General features: G+C 70.5%; 19 protein-coding genes and 1 riboswitch. Of the genes, 9 read left to right on the forward strand and 10 right to left on the reverse strand.

Annotated features, from left to right (window positions below; translation table 11 throughout):
* Positions 1 to 175: 175 nt before the first annotated feature.
* Both ABH920_RS32705 and ABH920_RS32710 read left to right on the forward strand, forming a co-directional pair.
* Positions 176 to 484, forward strand: coding sequence for a hypothetical protein (locus ABH920_RS32705; RefSeq protein ID WP_370353088.1), 309 nt, complete (start codon positions 176 to 178; stop codon positions 482 to 484).
* Positions 485 to 559: 75 nt separating this feature from the next.
* Positions 560 to 1429, forward strand: a complete 870-nt coding sequence (locus ABH920_RS32710) for a hypothetical protein (RefSeq protein WP_370353089.1) — start codon at positions 560 to 562, stop codon at positions 1427 to 1429.
* 94 nt (positions 1430 to 1523) lie between these two features.
* Here the strand turns inward: ABH920_RS32710 and ABH920_RS32715 are convergent, their stop codons facing one another.
* From ABH920_RS32715 to ABH920_RS32725, 3 genes are all read right to left on the reverse strand, one after another.
* Entirely contained in the window at positions 1524 to 3263 is a 1740-nt protein-coding gene (locus tag ABH920_RS32715) for a penicillin-binding transpeptidase domain-containing protein (protein WP_370353090.1), read from the reverse strand.
* Positions 3264 to 3470: 207 nt separating this feature from the next.
* Positions 3471 to 4772 carry a radical SAM protein gene (locus ABH920_RS32720; RefSeq protein ID WP_370353091.1) on the reverse strand — a complete coding sequence of 434 codons (1302 nt, stop codon included), beginning with the start codon at positions 4770 to 4772 and terminating at the stop codon, positions 3471 to 3473.
* Between the two features lie 289 nt (positions 4773 to 5061).
* Positions 5062 to 5940 (reverse strand): NmrA family NAD(P)-binding protein, encoded by an 879-nt coding sequence (locus ABH920_RS32725; protein WP_370353092.1) that lies wholly within the window; start codon positions 5938 to 5940, stop codon positions 5062 to 5064.
* Positions 5941 to 6152: 212 nt separating this feature from the next.
* Between ABH920_RS32725 and ABH920_RS32730 the strand changes: the two genes are divergently transcribed.
* Together ABH920_RS32730 and ABH920_RS32735 are read left to right on the forward strand one after the other, a co-directional pair.
* Positions 6153 to 6563 carry a winged helix-turn-helix transcriptional regulator gene (locus tag ABH920_RS32730; protein ID WP_370353093.1) on the forward strand — a complete coding sequence of 137 codons (411 nt, stop codon included), beginning with the start codon at positions 6153 to 6155 and terminating at the stop codon, positions 6561 to 6563.
* Positions 6564 to 6704: 141 nt separating this feature from the next.
* The gene (locus ABH920_RS32735) at positions 6705 to 7841 is read left to right on the forward strand and encodes a DNA polymerase IV (protein ID WP_370353094.1); all 1137 of its coding nucleotides are present in this window, start codon (positions 6705 to 6707) and stop codon (positions 7839 to 7841) included.
* A 50-nt stretch (positions 7842 to 7891) separates the two neighbouring features.
* Here ABH920_RS32735 and ligD read toward each other — a convergent pair whose 3' ends face one another.
* Complete coding sequence (gene ligD, locus ABH920_RS32740; RefSeq protein WP_370353095.1) at positions 7892 to 8917, reverse strand: non-homologous end-joining DNA ligase; 1026 nt, start codon at positions 8915 to 8917, stop codon at positions 7892 to 7894.
* Positions 8914 to 10059 (reverse strand): ATP-dependent DNA ligase, encoded by a 1146-nt coding sequence (locus ABH920_RS32745; RefSeq protein WP_370353096.1) that lies wholly within the window; start codon positions 10057 to 10059, stop codon positions 8914 to 8916. The genes ligD and ABH920_RS32745 overlap by 4 nt, the downstream gene beginning before the upstream one ends.
* Before the next feature lie 75 nt (positions 10060 to 10134).
* Here ABH920_RS32745 and ABH920_RS32750 point away from each other — a divergent pair, with 75 nt between their 5' ends.
* The 3 genes from ABH920_RS32750 (at position 10135) to ABH920_RS32760 (ending at position 14118) form a co-directional block, all read left to right on the forward strand.
* Positions 10135 to 10608, forward strand: a complete 474-nt coding sequence (locus tag ABH920_RS32750) for a hypothetical protein (RefSeq protein ID WP_370353097.1) — start codon at positions 10135 to 10137, stop codon at positions 10606 to 10608.
* A 576-nt stretch (positions 10609 to 11184) separates the two neighbouring features.
* Positions 11185 to 11361, forward strand: a riboswitch (M-box (ykoK) riboswitch).
* Positions 11362 to 11661: 300 nt separating this feature from the next.
* A complete protein-coding gene (locus tag ABH920_RS32755) occupies positions 11662 to 13335 on the forward strand; it encodes an NRAMP family divalent metal transporter (protein ID WP_370353098.1) in 1674 nt (557 codons plus the stop codon).
* A 39-nt stretch (positions 13336 to 13374) separates the two neighbouring features.
* Positions 13375 to 14118 carry an MgtC/SapB family protein gene (locus ABH920_RS32760; protein ID WP_370353099.1) on the forward strand — a complete coding sequence of 248 codons (744 nt, stop codon included), beginning with the start codon at positions 13375 to 13377 and terminating at the stop codon, positions 14116 to 14118.
* Between the two features lie 122 nt (positions 14119 to 14240).
* On the opposite strand, the gene ABH920_RS32765 is transcribed toward ABH920_RS32760, so the two are convergent.
* From ABH920_RS32765 to ABH920_RS32785, 5 genes are all read right to left on the reverse strand, one after another.
* Positions 14241 to 14858: an RraA family protein gene (locus ABH920_RS32765; RefSeq protein ID WP_370353100.1), complete on the reverse strand. Its 618-nt coding sequence runs from the start codon at positions 14856 to 14858 to the stop codon at positions 14241 to 14243.
* A gap of 275 nt (positions 14859 to 15133) precedes the next feature.
* A complete protein-coding gene (locus tag ABH920_RS32770) occupies positions 15134 to 15292 on the reverse strand; it encodes a hypothetical protein (protein WP_370353101.1) in 159 nt (52 codons plus the stop codon).
* A gap of 38 nt (positions 15293 to 15330) precedes the next feature.
* Positions 15331 to 17121 carry an NRAMP family divalent metal transporter gene (locus tag ABH920_RS32775; protein ID WP_370353102.1) on the reverse strand — a complete coding sequence of 597 codons (1791 nt, stop codon included), beginning with the start codon at positions 17119 to 17121 and terminating at the stop codon, positions 15331 to 15333.
* Between the two features lie 78 nt (positions 17122 to 17199).
* Positions 17200 to 17343 carry a hypothetical protein gene (locus tag ABH920_RS32780; RefSeq protein ID WP_370353103.1) on the reverse strand — a complete coding sequence of 48 codons (144 nt, stop codon included), beginning with the start codon at positions 17341 to 17343 and terminating at the stop codon, positions 17200 to 17202.
* A complete protein-coding gene (locus tag ABH920_RS32785) occupies positions 17340 to 17540 on the reverse strand; it encodes a hypothetical protein (protein ID WP_370353104.1) in 201 nt (66 codons plus the stop codon). The genes ABH920_RS32780 and ABH920_RS32785 overlap by 4 nt, the downstream gene beginning before the upstream one ends.
* Before the next feature lie 362 nt (positions 17541 to 17902).
* On the opposite strand from ABH920_RS32785, the gene ABH920_RS32790 reads away from it, so the two are divergent.
* Entirely contained in the window at positions 17903 to 18289 is a 387-nt protein-coding gene (locus ABH920_RS32790; protein WP_370353105.1) for an ArsR/SmtB family transcription factor, read from the forward strand.
* A 45-nt stretch (positions 18290 to 18334) separates the two neighbouring features.
* The gene (gene mgtA, locus ABH920_RS32795) at positions 18335 to 21142 is read left to right on the forward strand and encodes a magnesium-translocating P-type ATPase (protein WP_370353106.1); all 2808 of its coding nucleotides are present in this window, start codon (positions 18335 to 18337) and stop codon (positions 21140 to 21142) included.
* Position 21143 lies beyond the last annotated feature (1 nt).

The raw sequence follows: 21143 nt of genomic DNA on the forward strand, positions 1-21143 counted from the left end.
CAACCCGTCGCTGTCTCGAAGAACAGGAACACGCGCTCAACCTGGTTCCGAAACAGCATCAGAGCCTTGATAGCCTTCTGGGGTTAAACGGCAAGTTCAGGAGCTGTTCGAGCAGGCGACGGCCGACGGCAAGGGCTTCGGGCACCGGCAGCACATCCACGTCACGTGGCTGGCGGTGCGTCAGCACGGCGTCGACGAGGCGATAGCCGTGGTGAGCGACGGGATTCAGGAGACGGCGCGGTACGCCGGGGTGCCGCAGAAGTACAACGCCACGGTCAGCCGTGCGTGGGTGCAGGCGGTCGGGTATCACGCCGCCGAGCATCCGGCGGACGACTTCGGGGCGTTCATCGAGGCCAACGATGCCTTGCTGGACAAGCGGCTGCTGATGCGGTTCTACTCCCCGACGGTGCTGGCCTCGGCTGCGGCTCGGAGCGGGTGGGTGGAACCGGATCGGGCGCCGTTTCCGTGGATGGCCGAGGCTTGAGTACGCGCTGGAACCGGTAGCTTTTGTTGCCGGAACACAGGGGTGGACGACACGGGGGAACACATGGGGGAACACATGCTGAAGGCTGACAACGCACGTCTTGCAAGCGCCGGATCAGCTGAGGTTGCCGCGCCCCTCGACGGCATCCTTTCCGATGCCCAGCTCGCGACCCTCGCCGCCGACCTGACCGCCGTCACCCTCGCCACCCCGCGCGCCTTCGGCCCGGCGCTGGCATTCCCGCCGCTGTCCGCGACCACGGCCGCCGCGACCGCCGTCGACTTCGCCGACCTGGCCGACTCCGCCGACTCCGCCGACTCGGCCGCCGCCCCAGCCAACCCCTACTGGCAGATCATCCGCAACCTCCCGACCGAAACCCGCGCCGCCATCACCGGCCCCACCACCATGTGGCTGTCCGCCCCGGCCGACGTCCGCGAGCGCGCCGTCGTCGCCGGCCTGGACCGCGGCGCCTTGAGCCGCCGCTACAGCTGGTCGATCCCCAGCCCCGGCGACATCGCGTGGATCCGCGCGACCGTCGGCGCGCGCGGCGTCGTCGAACCCGGCGCCGGCGGCGGCTACTGGGCCTGGCTGATGCGCGCCGCCGGCATCGACACCCTCGCCTACGACCCGTTCCCGGCCTCCACCGCCAACGGCTACGCCAAGCGCGCCTACACGGCCGTGGAGCCCGGCGACGACAGCGTCGCGGCCCTGCACGCCGACCGTGCGCTCTTCCTGTGCTGGCCCAACAACGACGACCCCTGGGCCGCCCGCGCCGTCACCGCCTACCGCGGCGACATGCTGATCTACGCCGGCCAGGAAGCCGGCGGCTCGACCGCCGACGAGCGCTTCTTCGAGCTCCTCGCCGATAAATGGCAGCACACCGGCACCAGCGCGGATCACGTCACCTACAGCGGAGTGCCTTGTCGGCTCGGCGTGTGGCGCCGGTGAACGCGGTCAATGCGGTGAACGCACTGAACGCGGCGAGGGCGGCCGCGTTCGCGCAAACCGCCGGCCGCCCCACAACCACCCAGATCTCCGAGACCTAGATGTACCCCAAGTTCTTCAGCGCCGTGTCGATCGCCGGACCCGAGTTCTGGATCCCGAACCCGCCGTTCAGCGTCAGCGCACCGAACGCGATGTCGTGCTTCTTGTCGAAGACGATCATCCAGCTGTCCGTCTTCCCGGTCTTGGGCGTGTCGTTCGACTCCGCCGAGCCGGTCTTGCCGGCCAGGCCGTCGCCGGCCGGGAAGTAGCCGTAGGCCGTGCCGGGCGAGTCGCTGATCACGTCCTGCATCAGCGTCGTGAGCTGGCTGTCGACGCCCGCCGGCAGCGGGGTGGCGCTGACCTGCGGGGTGCCCGGGACCAGGATCGGCTGCTTGAACTGCCCGTTGTTGCACACCGTGGCCGCGACCGAGGCCATGGTCAGCGGGGACATCTCGATGTCGCCCTGGCCGAAGGCGTCGCGGGCGTACGTGCCCAGGCCGTCGGCCGGCGGGACCTGCAGGTCGCCGGCGGTGCCGTAGGTGGCCGGGCCCATGCCCAGGTCCCACTTCTGGTTCATGCCGAAGTAGGTCTTGGCCTCGTTCGACAGCGCGTTGTAGTCGCTGCCGAGCTTGCCGTCCAGCGCCAGGTTGACGAACGCGGTGTTGCAGGACTGCTCGAAGGCGTCCTTGAGGTGGGCGTTCGCGATGCCGTTGGCCAGGCTCGGGTCGTTGGTGATCGGCTTGCCCTCGACCGTGGCGGAGGACGTGCACTTCACCGGCGTGCTCGCGGTCAGGCCCTGCTGGAGCGCCAGCGCGGTGGTGATCACCTTGAACGTGGAGCCCGGGGCGCGGGCTGCCTTGTAGGCCAGCGACGGGATGCCGGCGTCGTTGCTGGCCATGCCGAGGATGTCGCCGGTGGAGGGCTGGATGGCGACCATGCCGGCGTTCGCGTGCCCGTTCAGCGCGGCCTCTATCGCGGTCTGCACCTTCGGGTCGATCGTGGTCTTCACCGTGGTCGGCGCGCTGGTGGCCGCGCCGAGGTCCTTGATCGTCCCGGGCGCGACCGGGCTGCCGGTCTTGGGGTCCACGAACTCGACGGTGAGCTGGGTCGGCGTGAAGTTCGCCGGCACGTGCGTGGTCAGCGCGTTCACCGCCGCGGTCAGGCTCGGGTGCTTCGTCACGTCGACCGGGTTGCCGGTGGCGTCGACCACGCTCTGCTTCGGCGGCACGGCCTTGAGCAGCGCGGTCGGGCCGAGCTGGGGCTGGATGACCGCGGAGTTCCACTTCACGACCGGCGTGCCGGCCGGGCCCTGGACCAGGCTCAGCGCCGAGTCGTACGTCCAGACCAGGTTGTTGCCGAAGTCGGCGGAGACGTTGAAGGAGAACCGGGCCAGCGTGGCGGCCGAGGCCGAGGCCGAGGCCGACGACGATGACGCGGGCGCCGAGCCGGAGGCCGTCCCGGAAGCCGAGGTCGGCGGCGGGCTGGCGGTGTCCGCCCCGGCCGCGACGTTCTCCTGCGAACCGAGGGTCAGCGTCAGCTTCTGCGGGCTCAGCGAGCCCATGACGGCCTTCAGCCGGGCCGTGGCAGTGGTCGCGTCGTCGGTCAGCTTGCCGGCGCCGTCGAAATCGCCGCCGGACCACGCGGTCAGAAACGCCTGCGCCACGTTCTGTGGCGTGACCTGCGGTGAGGAGCTGGTACTGGCCGCCGCGCCGGAGTTCTTGGAATCGGACGAGGAGGACTTCGAGGAGCTGCCGAACAAGCCGCAGCCGCTGGTGGTCAGCAGGGCCGCGGCTACCATGCCGCAAGCCGTCATCCGTGCCGCCGTTATTCGCCGCCCCGTCATAGTCCCACTCCCCAGTTGCGTCATCACCTCCGCCGAAGGCGGTAGCGGCCAAATTACACTGTCGGGGCTTTCGCGGTGCCGTCAGGGCGTTTCTTTGTTCGATTTGTCAACATCCGAAGGGCCCGGCGGCGGCTGGGCCGTCCGCCGCCGGGCCGGTGAAGCTCAAGGCGTGCGGATGACGTCCATGAAGGCGCTCACCGAGAACTCGGCGTTCCCGGCGCCGGGACGGCCGTACCCGGGCGGGACCGGGAGGTTGTACTTCTCGAACGTCTCGCGCCAGGCCAGCAGCAGCTTCACGAAGTACTCCAGCGACGGGCCCTTCTGCCGGCCCAGGTTGCTGGTCGGCTCCGGGCACCAGGTGGTGAAGCGCGGCATCACGCCGTGGCTCATGAAGAAGTCCAGGCCCTCGGTCGTGGAGGCGATCGCCTTGTCGACGTCGGTGAAGCCGTGCGGCTCGGCCATCTCCACGCCGCCGACGAAGTTCGGGATGACGTTGGTCGCCCCGAAGATCTCGGCCGAGTCCAGGATCCGCTTGACCCACTGGTCACGGCCGACATAGCGGTCCTTGCCGGGGCAGATCCAGCTGAACATCTCGGCGTCCCACACCTCGTAGTTCGGGTGGTAGACGCGGTAGCCGGCGTCGAAGAGCATCTGGACCTCGTCCACCGGCAGCGCCTGCACCACGGCCTTGGGGATCCAGCGGCCGGCGTACCGGGACTCGATGGCCTCGGCGAAGCGCGCGTAGAACTCGCCCTCACGCATGCCGTCGAGCTTCTTGGTGATCGAGCCGCCGGTGACCGTGTAGGCCTTGGTGACGTCGTCGTACTTGTTGATCAGCGACATCGCCTCGACGATGTCCTCGATCTCCTTCACCGCCGTGTACTCCCGGCCGTTCGCCCGCTGCTGCCGGAAGTTCTCGTTGAGGTCGCAGAAACGGCACTCCTCGTCCCGGCCCCAGTACTGGCACAGCCGGTACACCGTGAGGTACACCAGGTAGCCCCACTCGATGGCCGGGGCGATCTCGCTGATCTTCTTGCCCGAGGACAGCGTGTGCTCGTAGTAGCCGGGGATCGGCGGGAACTCCAGGTCGCACAGGAACGCGCCCTCGCAGCTCAGTGTGAGCTTGCCGTCCCGCAGCTCCACCACGTACGGACTGTCCGGCGCGACCCGCGTGGAGACCACGGTCCGGCGCAGGTCATAGGGGCCGCCGGTCATCCGGATCTCCTCCGGGGCCCGGAACTGCGCGTGCTCGGCCATCTCCGCGACCGGCACCAGGTCGAAGGTGAAGATGAAGTAGTCCTTGGGTTTGTACCCGCTGGCCACCCGCAAGGCGTCGGGACTGAAGGCCAGGCCCTGCCGCAGTATGTCCTGCTTGATGACGGCCTCGACCGGCAGATCCGGGAACTCCGCCATCATGCGTTCCAGCTCGCGTGTCGTCGCCCCGTCCGCTGTGACAGCGACCATGTTGGACCTCGCTTCCGCCTATTCCGGATAAGGTCTTGAATATCTCATGGGTTACAAGTGGGCACTGAGAGTGGGGGTCTGGAGCTGGTTGGCGGCGCCGATGCGCGCAAAGGCCGCCCCGGATCGCGAAAGTCCTGGCGAGCCGGGGTTTCCAGGGATTGACGAGACATGAGCACCGTCGGCTTGCCCGCCACGGGGAACGACAGATGTGAGTATTCCGTGTCGATCGCAGACAGGGGCGTCTACCAGGCAGCCCGGATTTCCGGGCACGGCCGTTGGTTGAGCTAGCTCAACCACGATTGCGGGCGACGGCCTCGGCGACGGCGGCTCGTACCGAGCGCGGCGCCGTCCGCAGAAGCTGCGGCAGATCCGAGCGCGTGGCCTCGGCGCGACCGGCGATGACGTTCGAGTACAGCGACAGGGCATGCGTGATCTGATACGGCTCCAGGCTGCTCCCGGCCAGCGCCGCGCGGGTCTCGGTGAGCGATGCGGGACGGTACGCGATCGGGCGGCCGAGCTCCTCGGTGAGGATCTGCGCGATCTCCGCCCCGCCGAGCGCCGTATCGCCTTCGAGCTCGTATACCCGGTCGGCGTGCCGGCTCAGCTTTCCGGCGGCCAGATCCCGCTCCGACTCCGCGGCCACCCGGACTGCGACGTCGGCGAGGTCCTGCCGGACCACCACCGACAGCCGTCCCGCGCCGAACGGCGCCGCGAGTACGTCGTCCGCCGACGTCGCGGCCGTGGCCGTGGCCAGGGCGACCGGGAGGTCGGGGTAGAGCCCGTTGCGCAGAATGGTGGTCGTGAACGGCCCCGCCGCGAACCGTTCCTCGCTCCAGCGGTGCGGCAGCGCGATCGTCATCGACTCGCCGGAACTCGCCAGGCTCGTGTAGATCAGGTGCCTGACACCGGCCTGGGCCGCGGCGTCGGCCGCTGCCGCGTGCCGGGCGAACACGACGTCGTCCTCGGCGTATCCGGCGGACACCACCAGTAGGACGTCCACGTCCTCGAACGCCGCAGGCAGCGACCGCGGGTCGTCGAAGTCCACGCGCCGCGCGCTGACGCCGTCGCCGGTGCGCGTGCCGCCGGTGACCCGCACGTCGTCGAGCTCTGACAGCCCCTGGAACACCAGGCCGCCGAGGCCGCCGGAAATCCCCGTCACCAGAATCATCGCAACCTCCACAGAGAACCGATCGAGCCCGAAGCAGACGCTGTCGGGCGCTATCAAGACTCCGATGTACCGACGGACCTGCGTAAGGAGGCACATTCGAATCACCCGGGCACACCGAGGTAACCGTCCGGGTCGGGATGCCGCGCCCCGTCGCCGATGTGACCCAGGTCTCATCCGGAATAGCCCCGGGGTGCCGCGGCGTCGTCCCCGTCGTGACGCATGCGAACAGCTGGGCGCTGCCCGCGACCGACACCGACGAGCACGGCCCCTGCGACGACGACTGCGGGATCCGCGACGTCCAGGACCGCCTCGGCGACCGCTGGTCGGTCCTGGTGATCGTGGAGCTGGCCAAGGGCGTCCGCCGCTTCGGCGCCCTGAAGTCCGTGATCCCCGGCATCTCCCAGCGGATGCTGACCGTCACCACCAAGCGCCTCATCCGCGACGGCCTGGTCGAGCGCACGGTGTACCCCACGATCCCGCCGCAGACCGACTACCGGCTCACCCCGATGGGGGAGAGCTTCGCGCAGGCGGTCGCCGCGCTGGCCGACTGGTCGCGGCAGCACAAGGAGGCGGTCGCGGTGGCGCGGCTGCGCTTCGACCTGGACCATCCTGGCGAGCTGTAGCGGAGCCGTCGGCGCTGCCGGTGCTGCTGCGGGCGGCGTCGCCGGCGCTGGGGTGGGCGCTGCCGTCGGTGCTGCCGGAGGTGCTTCACCAGCGCACTCGCCGACAAGCCGGACACACGCATACCCGGCCATACTGGACCTGTGTCCACCAGCGACTGGGTGCTGCACGTCGACCTCGACCAGTTCATCGCCGCGGTCGAAGTCGCCCGGCGGCCGGAACTGCGCGGCCGGCCCGTCGTGGTCGGCGGCCAGGGCGATCCGACGCGCCGCGGCGTGGTGGCCACCGCCTCCTACGAGGCCCGCGAGTTCGGCGTCCACTCCGGGATGCCGATGCGCACCGCCGCGAAGAAGTGCCCCGACTGCGTCTTCCTGCCCGCCGACCGCGCCGCCTACGAGAAGGTCTCCGAGCGCGTGATGGCCACGCTGCGCGAGTTCCCGGTCGTGGTCGAGGTGATGGGCTGGGACGAGGCGTTCGTCGGCGCGCGCACCGACGACCCCGAGGCGCTGGCCGCCGACATCCGCGAGGCCGTGCTCGGCGAGACGGGCCTGTCCTGTTCCGTGGGCATCGGCGACAACAGGCTGCGCGCCAAGACCGCCACCGGCTTCGCCAAACCGGCCGGCGTCTACCGGCTGACTCGGGAGAACTGGGCCGCCGTCATGAGCGGACGCTCCACCGACGCGCTGTGGGGCATCGGCTCGCGCACCGCCAAGAAGCTCGCCGAGATGAGCCTGCACACCGTCGCCGACCTGGCCCGCGCCGACCGCGCCACGCTCGCCGACCACTTCGGGCCCAAGATGGGGCCCTACTTCTGGCTGCTGGCCCAGGGCGCCGGCGACACCGAAGTGACCGGCACGCCGCACGTCGCCAAGGGACGCAGCCGCGAGGTCACGTTCCAGCAGAACATCGCCGACGCCGGGGAGCTGGCCGCGCAGGTGCGGCAGCTGGCCCGGCACGTCGCCGAGGACGTCGTGGCCGAGGAGCGGCCGGCGGCGCGCGTCGGGCTGAAGATCCGGTACGCGCCGTTCGTCACCAAGACGCGGAGCATCACGCTGCCCGCGCCGACGGCTGACGCCGCGGAGATCGAGCGCGCCGCGCTGGAGGTGTTCGCGCTGCTGGAGCTGGACCGGCCGGTGCGGCTGCTCGGGGTGCGGGTGGAGTTCCCGGACGTCGAGCCGGAGTCAGAGCCCGAGTCAGAACCGGAGCTGATTCCGGAGTTAAGACCGGAGTTAAAGACAGAAGCTGAAACCGTTGATGGCGCTCAGATCTCTGAATCCTGAGGCGGTTATGGAGCGTCGGCGGGACCCGAATCCGGGCTCGAATCCGACTCTTACTCCGGTTCTGAATCCGGCTCTGCGTGCTTCGCCCGGCTCGGCGCGACTCTCGGCGGCTCGTTCGGCTGCTTCGGATAGACCGGCGGCCACGGCGCGTCCATCAGCCCGTTCGCCATGTCCTGCCGCGACATCTCCAGCAACGGCTCCAACGACTGCGGCCGCACGTTGTACTCGGCCCACGGATCGCCGCGCTCGGCGACCCGGGCCGGCACCGTGGCGATGGTCAGCTCGTCGGGGACGACCGTCATCAGCTCGTCCCAGAAGATCGGCGTCGACACCTGCGCACCGACGCGCGGCCGGACGCACCACGCGCCGAACACCGTCTTGTGCGGCGCGTTCTGATTGAAGTCCACAAACACCCGCGCACCCCGCTCCTCCTTCCACCACTGGGCCGTGATCTGCTCCGGATACCGGCGCTCCATCTCGCGGGCCAGGGCGACGGCGGCCGCGCGGACCTCGTAGCCGTCCCAGCGGTGCTGGAGGCTGACGTAGATGTGCAGGCCGCGCGAGCCGGAGGTCTTCACGTACGCCTCGATGCCCAGCTCGGCCAGCAGCTCCCGGGTCAGCACCGCGGCCTGCCGGACCTCCGGGTAGCCGACGCCGGGGGAGGGGTCCAGGTCGATGCGCAGCTCGTCGGTGACGTCGGGGTCCGAGGCGCGGATCGGCCAGACGTGGAAGCCCAGGCAGCCCAGGTTCACGCCCCAGACGATGTGCGCCATGTTCGCCGCGACCAGGGCGTCGCTGGTGGTGCCGTTGGGCGTGGAGACCTCCATGGTGGTCAGCCACGGCGGCGCCGTCTTCGGGACGCGCTTCTGGAACCACGACTTGCCGCCCGCGCCGTCCGGGTAGCGCTCCAGGAGCAGGGGGCGGTCCTTCAGGGTGTTCATGATCGGGCCGGCGACGGCGAGGTAGTACTGGACGAGGTCCATTTTGGTCTCGCCACGCTTGCTGAAGTAGAGCTTGTCCGGGTGCGAGACCGGGACCTCGGTGTCGTCGATGTCGAGGACGGTTTCCTTGGTCATGCCTTCGGGCCCTCTGTGTTCTTCTCGCTCTTCGCCGGGTTGCCGAACACTTCGGCCAGCTCGGCCGGCGCCACCTGTTCGAGCTGTGCGTACGTGCACGACTCCGGCGTGCGGTCCGGACGGAAGCGGACCAGGCGGCCGCCGTGCCGGAAGCGTCCGGACAGCAGGTGCTCGTAGCGGACCTCGGCGACCAGCTCCGGCCGCAGCGGCTCCCAGGCCAGGTCCTTGTCGGCGGACCAGCGGCTGCGGGCGCCGGGCATGCGGCTGCCGGACTGTTGCTCGGCCTCGGCCCAGCCGCGCCAGGGGTGGCCGTCCAGGGCGTGCTCCCGCAGCGGCGCCAGCTCGCCGACCAGCTCGCGGCGGCGGGCCGCGGTGAAGCTGCTGGCGACGCCGACGTGGTGCAGGACGCCTTCGTCGTCGAACAGGCCCAGGAGCAGCGAGCCGACGCCTTCGCCGTCCTTGTGCCAGCGGAAGCCCGCGACGACGCAGTCCGCGGTGCGCTCGTGCTTCACCTTGACCATGACGCGCTTGTTCTGCTCGTACGGCAGGTCCAGGGGCTTGACCATGACGCCGTCGAAACCGGCGCCTTCGAAGCGGGTGAACCAGTCCTGCGCGACGTCGGGGTCTTCGGTGAGCGGGGTCAGGATCACGCGACTGTTGCTCGGCTTTTCTCCTGTGCCCTTGTCTTCTGCGCTCGTGTAAGTCTCGAGCGCGTCGACCAACGCACGCCGGCGCTCGCTGAACGGCTCGCCGCTCAGATCACGGTCACCGATCGCCAGCAGATCGAACGCCACGAAGCTGGCCGGCGTCTCGGCCGCGAGCTTGCGGACCCGCGAGGCGGCGGGGTGCAGGCGGTTCTGCAGCGTGTCGAAGTCCAGGCCGTCATCAGTGACCACGACGATCTCGCCATCCACCACGCAACGCTCGGGCAACGCCGCGAGCAGCAGCTCGACCAGCTCCGGGAAGTACCTGGTCAGCGGCCGATCGTTGCGGGACCCCAGCTCCACCTCGGCACCGTCCCGGAACACGACGCACCGAAAGCCGTCCCACTTCGGCTCGTAAGCCAACCCCACCGCGCGCGGCACATCCCGCGCAGCGGTGGCGAGCATCGGCCGCACCGGCGGCATGACCGGGAGATCCACGTTCCGACCGTAAAGCGAAGATCCACCCCCGGCACCCCGACCGCGGCGAACGGGCGGCGCAGCTACGATCACCCGATGCACAGCGACGACCTGCGCGACTTCTACGCCGAAAGCGCCCACCGCTGGAAGGTCGCCAACCGCGAGTTCCAAAAACGCACCCACGGCTGGCACTTCACCCTCGCCCCCGCGGCCCACGAGTGGGCCCAAGCCCACGCCGCCAGCGACCGCTGGCACTCCAGCGGCACCACCCTGATCGAACTGGCCGACGCCGCAGGCATGATCCACAAACCGGAACCAGGCCGCATCGCCGCCGCCTACTCCCACCGCGACTCCAGAACCGAAATGACGACGGAGGAAGGCTTCGGCTTCTGGCCGACGGCCGCCGAGGCGCTGGTCGTCCACGCCGGCCACGCGATCCCCCTAGCCGCGCTCGAACCCCCAGCAACCCGAGGCGACGGCACGGCGCCCCTGGCGCTGCTGCGACTGGTGGTCGACTCGTTCGCGACGGTGAGCGTGTTCAGCGATCCGCCAGGCGCTCGGCGAGGATAACAGGCTCTATACTTCCGACGGCAGGACCGCGCTGATCTCGCTGCGCACCTGCCGGGCCTGCCACCTGCAGCGCCCCCGCGCCCCGGGCACGCTCCCTGCCGCCCGCGCCCCGCTCGCGGTGTGCTTGAGCGCCGGGCCTTAGCCGCCCACTCCATGCCGCACTGCTCGGCACTCGCACGCGTTGCCCGCCCCTGCCGCCCGCGCCCCGTTCGCGGCCGGCCCAGTTCACCGATTTCGCCCGTTGCCAGCGGCCAGGCTGCGTCGCCCGGGTAGCGCTCGCCTTGTGTTCGTTGCGCCACGCCGGCCCCGCGCCGTGCCTGCTCGCGCGCCCCGGCATCGCTGATCTAGCTCGCCGCGCACCTGCCTGGCCTCGCCACCGCACCGTTCTCGTCCCGTGCTCGCCGCACCACGCCAGCCCCGCGCCGGCCCGGGCCCTGGCGCCGCTGATCTCGCCGCTGCGCGCCGGCCCGCCTCCGTCACCTGCACCGCCCCGCGGCCGGCCCCCTCCCGCCCCACCCACCTCATTCGCTCGATTAGGCAAATGAGCAATGGTCCGATAACATTACTCCCGTCAAGAAGGCACCTCGTTAGGTGAGGCGTCTGCACCGGACACAAGCCACTGATCTCACGACGTCGAGAGACGCCCAAGGTCAGGACAGGTCTCCTCGGCTTAAGGGGTGACCCGAAGTGGCTACCGGCCAATGGTCGGGATACGCCGGGCAGTGCCAAAGCTCTTACGAGAGGGAGTGCCTCCGCCGCTTCGTTCGGGCACGTTTCGTGCCCGGAATCCGGTGTGCGCTCCCGCGGTGATCGCGGTCCGGGTGGATTCCTGGGACCCCGGCGGGTGGAGGTGAGTGGCGTGGATAGTCCGAGTAGTAGTAGCACCTACCGGCTGCCGGTTGTGGCTGGCCGACTGTGCTCCACGTTGCTCTTCGATCCGTCTGACGCGCAGCAGCTCTGACCTCTTCGTTACTTCACCGCCCACCCGCCGTGGGCTCCTGTCTGCTGCCGTCTCCTGCATGCCCGCCGAGCGGGCTGGGAGGGGTGAACCACATGACCACCGCACTGCTGGAGCGCTCGAACGCCGCAGCCGCCACCACCGCCGCCACCACCGCAGTCCTCGACGACGCCCACGTCGGCGACATCAAGGGTGCGTTCGGCACCATCAAGCTCGGCGACCACGGGGCCCGCCGCGGCCTGTCGACGAAGATGAAGACGCTGCTCGCGATCGTCGGTCCCGGCCTGATTGTGATGATCGGGGACAACGACGCCGGCGCCTTCGCCACGTACGGCCAGGCCGGTCACGACTACGGCACGAAGCTCCTGTGGACGCTGCTGCTCCTCGTCCCCGTTCTGTACGTCAACCAGGAGATGGTCCTGCGCCTCGGCGCCGTCACCGGCGTCGGCCACGCGCGCCTCATCTTCGAGCGCTTCGGCAAGTTCTGGGGCGCCTTCTCCGTCATCGACCTGTTCCTGCTCAATGCCCTGACTCTGGTCACCGAATTCATCGGCATCACCCTGGCCACCGGTTACCTCGGCCTGCCGAAGGTCCCGTCGGTGATCCTTGCCGCCCTGGTCATCGTCGCCGCCGCCTCCACCGGCTCCTTCCGCCGGTTCGAGCGCCTGGCGCTCGTCTTCTGCCTCGGTTCCCTGCTGCTGATCCCGATCTCGCTGATGGCGCACCCGGCTGTGGGCACCATGGCGCACGACTTCGTGCGGCCCTCCTTCCCCGGCGGTGCCGGCGGGGTGGCGCCGCTGATGCTGCTGATCATCGGCATCGTCGGGACGACGGTCGCGCCCTGGCAGCTCTTCTTCCAGCAGAGCTACGTCATCGACAAGCGCATCACCCCGCGCTTCATGAAGTACGAGAAGGCCGACCTGTGGATCGGCATCGTGGTCGTGGTGATCGGCGGGGCGGCGATCATGGGCCTGGGCGCCGTCGCCTTCGCAGCCAAGGGCTCGCCGGACTTCACCGACGCCGGCTCGCTGGCCACCGCGCTGCAGAACTACGGCGGCCGCGCGCTCGGTGACATGTTCGCCGTCGCGTTGCTGGACGCCTCCGTCATCGGCGCCTTCGCCGTCTCGCTGTCCACCGCCTACGCCATCGGCGACGTCTTCAAGATCAACCACTCGCTGCACCGCGGCGTGAAGCAGGCCAAGGGCTTCTACGCGGTCTACGCCGGCGTCATCGGTCTGGCCGCGACCATCGTCCTGACCGCCTCGGCGCACGTCCTCGGCGTGCTCACCACCGGCGTCCAGGCCCTGGCCGGCGTGCTGCTGCCCAGCGCGACCGTCTTCCTGCTTCTGCTGTGCGTCGACAAGGAAGTCCTCGGGCCCTGGGTCAACTCCAAGAAGACCACCCTGTTCACCTCGACCGTCATCGGCGTCCTGATCGCGCTGTCGATGGTCCTGACCGCCTCGGTCATCTGGCCGAACATCAGCGCCGGCCAGATCGACCAGATCCTCGTCGGCTGCGCGGCCGGCGGCCTGGCCGCCGCCACGTTCCTGGGCGTCAAGGCTCTGCGGGCTCGGCGCGCGCCGGACTTCGTCGCCGAGTTCGTCGACCGCTCCGGCCGCGACGAGTGGCGGACGCCGCCGCTGGACCAGCTCGGCCGGCTGACGTTCTCCAGGACCCGCCGCTACTCCATGGGCGCGCTGCGGCTGTACCTGCTGGTCTCGATGGTCATGTGCGTGTGGAAGCTCGTCGAGATGATGCTCGGCCACTGACCGGCCGACCGTTCCCAGCGCCACCATAAGGAGGCGAACATGCAGAACCTGACCACTTGGGAGTTCATCGCGCGGCTGGCGGTCGGGCTCGGATGCGGCGCCGCGATCGGCGTGGAGCGGCAACTGCGGGCCCGGATGGCCGGTCTGCGCACCAACGCGCTGGTGGCCGTGGGTGCGACCCTGTTCGTGCTGTACTCGGACATCAACGGCTCGGAGAACAGTACGCAGGTCGCCGCGTACGTGGTCTCCGGCATCGGCTTCCTCGGCGGCGGCGTGATCCTGCGCGACGGGTTCAACGTCCGCGGCCTGAACACCGCCGCGACACTGTGGTGCTCGGCCGCGGTCGGGGTCATGGCGGCCTCCGGCCACCTGGCCTTCGCGGCCATCGGCACGGCCACGGTCCTGCTGGTCCACCTGCTCGGCCGCCCGGCCGGCCGGCTGTTCGACCGGCACAACGCGGTCGAGGAGGACGAGGACCTGCAGCCCTTCCGCCTGCACCTGACCTGCAAGGCCAAGTCCGAGTCGCACATCAGGGCACTGCTGGTGGCGGACACCACCGGCGGCCACGTGATCCTGCGCGGCCTGGACACCACCCGGGACGACGGCGCCGACGCCACCCGGCTCACCGCGCACCTGCTGCTGGACGGCGACGCCGCCAGCCGGCTGGAGCAGCTGGTGGGGCGGCTGTCGCTGGAGCCGGGGATCCACGCGGTGCACTGGCACAAGGACGACGCCGACTTCGACGCGCTGACGCGGGGTCCGCGGCCGGATCCGGACGAGTGAGGACGTGTGAGGACGAGTGAGACCGCGTGAGGGGGCGGCGCCGACGCCGACCCACCGACGAGAAAGGCCCGCAGCACTGATCCACTGATCAGTGCTGCGGGCTTTCGTCTTCAGTGGAGCGATCAGCCCCCGAACCCGCCATCGGCCAGAATCGCGTCGATCCGAGCCCGATGCGCCCGCTCCCACTCGTCCAGCGTCTCGGCCTCGTCCTTGGCCAGCTTGGCCCGCGCCGCCGCGAACGCCTCGTCCCGCCGCCCGGCCGGCACTACGACCACGCCGTCCTCGTCGGCGACCACGATGTCCCCGGCGCCGACCGTCACACCCCCGCACCGCACCGCCACGTTGTGCTCCCCGACGACCGCTTTCGTCCCCGGGATCGGCACCACCCCGCGCCCGAACACCGGGAACGCCGCCTCGCGCGCCTCGCCGACATCGCGGATCACGCCGTCCACGACCAGCCCGGCCACCCCGTGGCGCTGCGCCACCGCCATCACGTTCCCGCCGGCCACCGCGTACTCCACGTCGCCGCCGGTGTCCACGACGATGACCGAGCCCGGCGCGGCGCGGTAGATGGCCGCGTGCACCATCAGGTTGTCCCCGGGCGGGCAGCGGACGGTGAAGGCCGGTCCGGCCAGGCGTCCGGACGTCCCGGTCAGCGACCGGATGCCGAGGTCCATGACGTGCTCGCGGCTCAGCACGTCGGCCAGGGTGGTGGTGGGTACGTCGGCGAAGGTGTCCATGATCCTGTGATCGTAAAGGATGCGACGGCGCAACGAGCCGCTCACCGCGGCGGCCGACGACGCCGGCTCCGGCCGCGCCGCCCGGCGACCACCGCGGAGCCGACGAGCGCGACAACGATCACCAGGTATATGACGGCGCCTACGGCAGGGTGCCCATCGGCGGTGTGGGGCAGTGCGGTGAACATCAGGGTCCTCTTCCTCGCTGGGCACGTACGCCGATAGCCGCTCCGGATCGGACTACGCGTCCGATCCGGACCGGCTGTGGTGCGGGATTCTCAACGGGCCGCGGCCCGTTTGGCCGCGGTCTTGGGAAGTGCCGGGCCCTCCAGCGCGGCCAGGACCGTGCTGTCCAGAACCGCGCTGTCCAGAACCGAGCGCGTCATCCGGCGCCGCATTCGCCCGATCTTGAAGAGCATCAGCACGTCAGCCCCCATGTCAGCCCCTGTGTCGGCCCCATATCAGCCCCCTCATGTCAGTTTCCCCCGTGGAACACCGCGTAGCACACGAGAACCACGGCGATCAGCAGATACGCGCGCAGCGTCAACAGCCCGGCCTTGCGCAGCGGCGAGAAGACCGGCCGTGCCAAGCTGTCCAGCTGCGGCGTCCGCCACTCGGCGCGATCGGCGTTCAGCAGCGCCTTGCGCTCGGTCCGCGACAGCGGCGTGTTGTCGATCGCGCTGACCTGCTCGGTGTCGATGCCGTCGAAGGCCTCGGCCGCCTGTGCCAGCGCCGCCTTGCGCGCGCTGCGCCTGGTCACCGCCGCGATGACCGCGCCGCCGACGACGCCGACCCCGGCGCCGACCGCGAACCCGGTCTCGTACTGCGCGGCCGTGATCGAGTGGAAGAACGTCGCGGCGGTCAGCGCCAGCGACAGCAGCACCAGCGACCAGACGATCGCCCCGGCCGCGATGTTCTGCCGGACCGTGTTCACCCACGGCCCGAGCACCGGCTTGTCGTTGCACAGCAGCACCAGGAACACCGTCGCCGAGGGCAGCAGCACGCCGGCCAGCGCCTGGACCCACTGCGTGATCAGGCCCTGGGTGTGCGCGTTCGAGGACAGCATGATGGTCGCCGAGATGCCGATCAGCACCGCGTAGCCGGCGTAGAACAACTTCGCCTCGGACACCTTCCAGTGCAGCGAGTGGCGCCGGTGGAAGGTGTCGCCGAGGGTGTAGGTGGTGGCCAGCGAGACCGCGTTCGCGCCGATCAGCGAGGCGTCCAGCAGGACGATGGCGAACAGTGCGCCCAGCGCGTGCGAGCCGTGCGTCTTCAGGCCCTCGGCCACGCCGCTGGCGTCGGAGAACTGGCCGGCCAGGTCCGTGTTCTTGAAGACGAACGCCGAGGTGGCCATGATCGCGACCGCGCCGATCATCACCACCGCGACGCCGATCCACAGGTCGGCCTTCTCGTACTTCATCCAGCGCGGCGTGATGCGCTTGTCGACGACGTTCGACTGCTGGAAGAACAGCTGCCACGGCGCGACCGTCGTCCCGACGATGGACACGATCAGCAACAGCAGCGTGGAGTCCAGGCCGCCGGGGAACTGCGGGATCAGGCCCTTGGCGGACTCCGCAGCGTTGGGGTGCGCCATCAGCGCCATCGGGACCATGACGATGTTGATCGCGATCAGCCCGAACAGGAAGCGTTCCCAGCGTCGGAAGGAGCCGCTGGCCACCACGGCGAACAGCAGCACGGCGGCCAGCGGGACCGACACCTTCTGCGGGACGCCGAAGTAGTTCAGCGCCAGCGCCACGCCGATGAACTCGGTGACGATGGTCAGGGAGTTCACCAGGAACAGGTCGCCGACGCTGAAGGCGCCCCAGAACCTGCCGAAGCGCTGGAAGATCAGGCGCGCGTGGCCGACGCCGGAGACCGCGCCGAGGCGGACGACCATCTCCTGGTTGACGTACAGGACCGGGATCAGCAGGGCCAGGGTCCAGACCAGCTTCATGCCGTAGTTCTGGCCGGCGTTGGAGTAGGTCGCCACGCCGCCGGCGTCGTTGTCGCCGACCATGACGATCAGGCCGGGGCCCATGATGACCAGGAGTGTGCGCAGCTTCTGCCACCAGGTTCTGCGGGCTTCGCAGTCGTCCTGGCGGATGCGGCCGAGGGCGCCGACGATGTCGCCGACGTGGGCGGAGTCCAGGGTGGCGCCGGAGTTGGTGTCGGAGTTGGTGCGAGAGTCGGTGTGGGAGTCAGTGCGGGAGTCGGCGCCCGAGTTGGCGCCGGGCGGACCCTCGGAGCGCGGGGTGTCGATGGACATGATTCCTCCAGTGCACGGGGTTACGAGGACGTGGTGGCATGGCGCCGGGGCGAGCCCCGGCGCCGGTCTCGGGGTGTGTCAGGGTGCGATGAAAGCCGAGTAGCGGCGTGCCGGATCGGGCTGCGGTGTGCGGTCGGCGGGGTGGCCGGCGGCGTGGTCCGGGATCACCGGCTTCGGCGTGCGCTTGCGCAGGTGTGCGGCGAGCCAGGCGGTGCTCTTCATGCCGCCGCCTCCTGCGTGCTCACGGCCTTCACCGCGATGGACACCAGCACCGGCACGACCGGCGCCAGGCCGGCCAGCTCGGCGGCGCCGATCAGCGCCGGGGCCAGCAGCGGACGCAGCGCGCGGGCCACGGCGGCCAGGTCGACGTCCGCGGCGACGGCCTCGGGGACGCCGGAGATGGTCAGGGTCAACGACATGGCGGTACCTCCGTCGGGGTGCCCGTATCAGGGCATGGATGACCGACCCGCGGAGGCGGCGGGGGGAGTGCTAGGCGCCGGTGCGCGGCGCGGCCGCCTCGGGGTGGGAGGGCGTGCGGGGACTGGGGTCGGGACTGTGACTGTGGCCATCGCCCATGCCACTCACCTCCCCGGGTCCGGCGCGACGCGGCGCATGTCGCACCCTCACCGACCGTGGGGTGCCGCTTCGAAGTAGACACCCGGGGCGCTCGAATAGTCAAGCGATTGCGCAAACGTTTGAGTGGATCTCCGGCCGTCGGGCACAATGGACGCTACCGATCCGGGCCCCGGCCCGGGATACAGCACAGATGCGAGGAGGTGACATGCGCCGCAGACAGGAGTCCCGCACCGAGGACGACGCCGTCCCCGACGACGGGGCGCCGAGTCCCAGGCTCCTTCAGGACGCGGCCGCCACCTTCGGCATGCTGGCCGCGACCACCCGGCTGCACATCGTGTGGCTGCTGGCCCGGGCCGAGCAGGACGTGACGGCGCTGGCCGAAGCGACCGGCAGCAACGTGGCCGCGGTGAGCCAGCACCTGGCCAAGCTGAAGCTGGCCGGCCTGGTCAGCGCGCGCCGCGAGGGCCGCCGCCAGGTCTACGTCGTGGACGACCCGCACGTCGTCGCGATCGTCCGGCAGATGCTGGACCACCACGCCGAACTGGCCGGCGAGTCGATCCCCGCCATCCGGAGGTCCGCCAGGCCGGCCTAGCCACCGCGCGCGGTTCCCCGCCGCACGACCGGAGAACGAACCGCCATGACGCTCCTGTCCCCGTTCCGCGGCCCCACCGCAGCCCCGGCGGCGGCCCTGACGGAACGCAGCGCCGAGCTGGCGGCATGCGGCGGACAGCCGGTCCTGCAAGTCCTGCGCGGCCTCGACAGCGGACTGCGCGGCCTGACAGAAGCCGAGGCCGCCGCACGCCTGGAACGCGACGGCGAGAACGACCTCAGCCGCCCCGAACGCACCACAGCACGGGGCCTGGCAGCAGCATTCCGCGCCCCGTTCCTCCTGGTCCTGACCGTCCTGGACGCGGTCTTCGCCCTCAGCGGCGACCTCGGCGGCGTCCTGGCCATCACGGCGATGATCGCCATAGCGGCACTGATGCGCTTCTGGCAGGAGCAACGCTCACGCCGCACAGTCGACGCACTGCGAGCGCTGGTCCTGACGACCGCCACCGTGGTCCGCCGCGCCGACGACACCAGCGAGCCGATCACGCGCGAGCTCCCCTTCGACCAACTGGTGGTCGGCGACGTGGTGCGCCTCAGCGCCGGCGACCTGATCCCGGCGGACCTGCGGCTGCTGCGCTCGAAGGACCTGTTCCTGGACCAGGGTCTGCTGTCCGGCGAGTCGATGCCGGTGGGGAAGCACGCGGAGTTGTCGGGGACGGCCGGCGCCGCGGGTGCGGCTGCCCGCGGTCATGCCTTCGGCCGCGCGACTCTGCGCCTGGTCGACGCCGCCGACTCGCCCGATGCCGCCCCGGCCGACTCCCGCGCCTCCGCCGGCAGCCCCGTTCGCGACCCGGTTGCCCCGTGCGAGCTTCCCGCGACCCCCGCCTCCGACCACCCCGCCCTCTGCCTCGCCGGCACACACGTCCTCTCCGGCACCGCCACGGCGGTCGTCATCGCCACCGGCGCCCGGACCTACCTCGCCGACCTCGGGCGCGAGTTGGAGCGCGAGCGGCCGGCCGGGGCCTTCGACCGGGGTGTCGCGTCGGTCAGCTGGATGCTGCTGCGCTTCATGCTCGTGCTGGCGCCGCTGGTCTTCGTGGTCAGCGGTGTGGCTTCCGGCAGCTGGCATCGGGCCTTCCTGTTCTCGGTCGCGGTCGCCGTCGGGATCACGCCCGAGATGCTGCCGGTCGTCGTGACCACCACGCTGGCGCGCGGCGCGGTCGCGATGGCGCGGCGCCGGGTCGTCGTCAAGCGGCTGCCGGCGATTCAGGACCTCGGCGCGATGGACGTGCTCTGCGTCGACAAGACCGGCACCCTCACCGAGGGCGCGCCCGCTCTCGACCGCTACACCGACGCCTGGGGCCGCGCCGATGTCGCCGTCCTCGACTACGCCGCCCTCAACAGCCTCTTCCAGGCCGGCTGGCGCAATCCCCTCGACGAGGCCGTCGTCGCGCACGCCGAAGCCCACCCCGAAGCCCTCGCGCTGCCCGACCCCGCCTGGGAAAAGGTCGACGAGATCCCCTTCGACTTCAGCCGCCGCCGCATGAGCGTGGTCGTCGCCGCGACGGACGGCGGCTTCGAACCCGACCACCTCATCGTCACCAAGGGCTCCGTCGAGGAAGTCGTCGACTGCTGTACCTCAGTCCTCGACGACGGCCGCGCCGTCCCCCTCGACCCCGACCTGCGCGCCCGCATCGACAAGGTCGCCGCCGCCGACCGCGACGCCGGCCTGCGGCTGCTCGCGGTCGCCGTCCGCACCGTCCCGACGAAAGGCGCGCGGCCGAGCCCCTACACCGTCGCCGACGAATCCGGCCTCACCCTCGTCGGCCTGCTCGGCTTCACCGACCCCGCCAAGGACTCGGCCGTCGCGGCCCTCAAAGAGCTCGCCGACCGCGGCGTCCAGGTCAAGGTCATCACCGGTGACGAGCCCTCTGCCGCGGCGCGCGTCTGCCGCGAGGTCGGCATAGCCCCCGGCGCCGTCGTCGACGGCCGCACGCTGGCCACCCTCGACGACGCCGCCCTGACCGCCCTCGCGGCCGGCACCACCGTCTTCGCCAAGACCGACCCTCTGGCCAAGGCCCGCATCGTCGAGGCCCTGCGCCGTGCCGGCCACACCGTCGGCTACCTCGGCGACGGCGTCAACGACGCCCCGGCCCTGCACGCCGCCGACGTCGGCCTCACCGCCCCGGACGCCACCGACCTGGCCCGCGAGACCGCCGACGTCATCCTCCTGGACAAGGACCTCACCGTCCTGGCCGCCGGCGTGGAGGAGGGCCGCCGCACCTTCGCCAACTCCCTGAAGTACATCCGCGCCGCTACCAGCTCCAACTTCGGCAACGTCCTGTCGGTGACGGCCGCCGCGGCCTTCCTGCCGTTCCTGCCGATGCTCCCGATCCAGCTCCTGGTCCAGAACCTGCTCTACGACCTGTCCCAGCTGGCGCTGCCCTGGGACGCCGTCGACGACGAGGAGATCACCGAGCCTCGCCGCTGGGACAGCAGGGCCCTGCGACGCTTCGTGGTCCGCGTCGGCCCGCTCAGCTCGCTGTTCGACCTCGCCACCTGGGCCGTCCTGTGGTGGGTGCTGGCCGCCGGCGACTCCCGCGTGTCCCTGTTCCAGACCGGCTGGTTCGTCGAGGGCCTGCTGTCCCAGGTGCTCGCGGTCCACATCATCAGGACCCGAAGACTCCCGTTCGTCTCCTCGCGCGCCAGCCGCCCGGTGCTCTACGCGACCGGCGCGGCGATGCTCGCCGGCCTCGTCCTGCCGTTCAGCATGCTGGCCGGCAGCATGGGGATGAGCACGCTGCCGGCCCTGTACTTCGCCTTCCTGACGCTGATCCTGCTCGGCTACTGCGCCCTGCTCCAGGCCGCGAAGCTCACGTTCAGCGGCGCTGAATAAG

The organism is Catenulispora sp. EB89 (assembly GCF_041261445.1).
Classification (GTDB): domain Bacteria; phylum Actinomycetota; class Actinomycetes; order Streptomycetales; family Catenulisporaceae; genus Catenulispora.

Excerpts from the sequence above, each read along its gene's own strand:
- ABH920_RS32770 (WP_370353101.1), bottom strand. The coding sequence starts at position 15,292 with ATGGGGGCTGACGTGCTGATGCTCTTCAAGATCGGGCGAATGCGGCGC.
- ABH920_RS32710 (WP_370353089.1), top strand. The coding sequence starts at position 560 with ATGCTGAAGGCTGACAACGCACGTCTTGCAAGCGCCGGATCAGCTGAG.
- ABH920_RS32755 (WP_370353098.1), top strand. The coding sequence starts at position 11,662 with ATGACCACCGCACTGCTGGAGCGCTCGAACGCCGCAGCCGCCACCACC.
- mgtA (WP_370353106.1), top strand. The coding sequence starts at position 18,335 with ATGACGCTCCTGTCCCCGTTCCGCGGCCCCACCGCAGCCCCGGCGGCG.
- ABH920_RS32760 (WP_370353099.1), top strand. The coding sequence starts at position 13,375 with ATGCAGAACCTGACCACTTGGGAGTTCATCGCGCGGCTGGCGGTCGGG.
- ABH920_RS32775 (WP_370353102.1), bottom strand. The coding sequence starts at position 17,121 with ATGTCCATCGACACCCCGCGCTCCGAGGGTCCGCCCGGCGCCAACTCG.
- ABH920_RS32765 (WP_370353100.1), bottom strand. The coding sequence starts at position 14,858 with ATGGACACCTTCGCCGACGTACCCACCACCACCCTGGCCGACGTGCTG.
- ABH920_RS32715 (WP_370353090.1), bottom strand. The coding sequence starts at position 3,263 with ATGGTAGCCGCGGCCCTGCTGACCACCAGCGGCTGCGGCTTGTTCGGC.
- ABH920_RS32780 (WP_370353103.1), bottom strand. The coding sequence starts at position 17,343 with ATGAAGAGCACCGCCTGGCTCGCCGCACACCTGCGCAAGCGCACGCCG.
- ABH920_RS32725 (WP_370353092.1), bottom strand. The coding sequence starts at position 5,940 with ATGATTCTGGTGACGGGGATTTCCGGCGGCCTCGGCGGCCTGGTGTTC.
- ABH920_RS32750 (WP_370353097.1), top strand. The coding sequence starts at position 10,135 with ATGCACAGCGACGACCTGCGCGACTTCTACGCCGAAAGCGCCCACCGC.
- ABH920_RS32790 (WP_370353105.1), top strand. The coding sequence starts at position 17,903 with ATGCGCCGCAGACAGGAGTCCCGCACCGAGGACGACGCCGTCCCCGAC.
- ligD (WP_370353095.1), bottom strand. The coding sequence starts at position 8,917 with ATGACCAAGGAAACCGTCCTCGACATCGACGACACCGAGGTCCCGGTC.
- ABH920_RS32785 (WP_370353104.1), bottom strand. The coding sequence starts at position 17,540 with ATGTCGTTGACCCTGACCATCTCCGGCGTCCCCGAGGCCGTCGCCGCG.
- ABH920_RS32720 (WP_370353091.1), bottom strand. The coding sequence starts at position 4,772 with ATGGTCGCTGTCACAGCGGACGGGGCGACGACACGCGAGCTGGAACGC.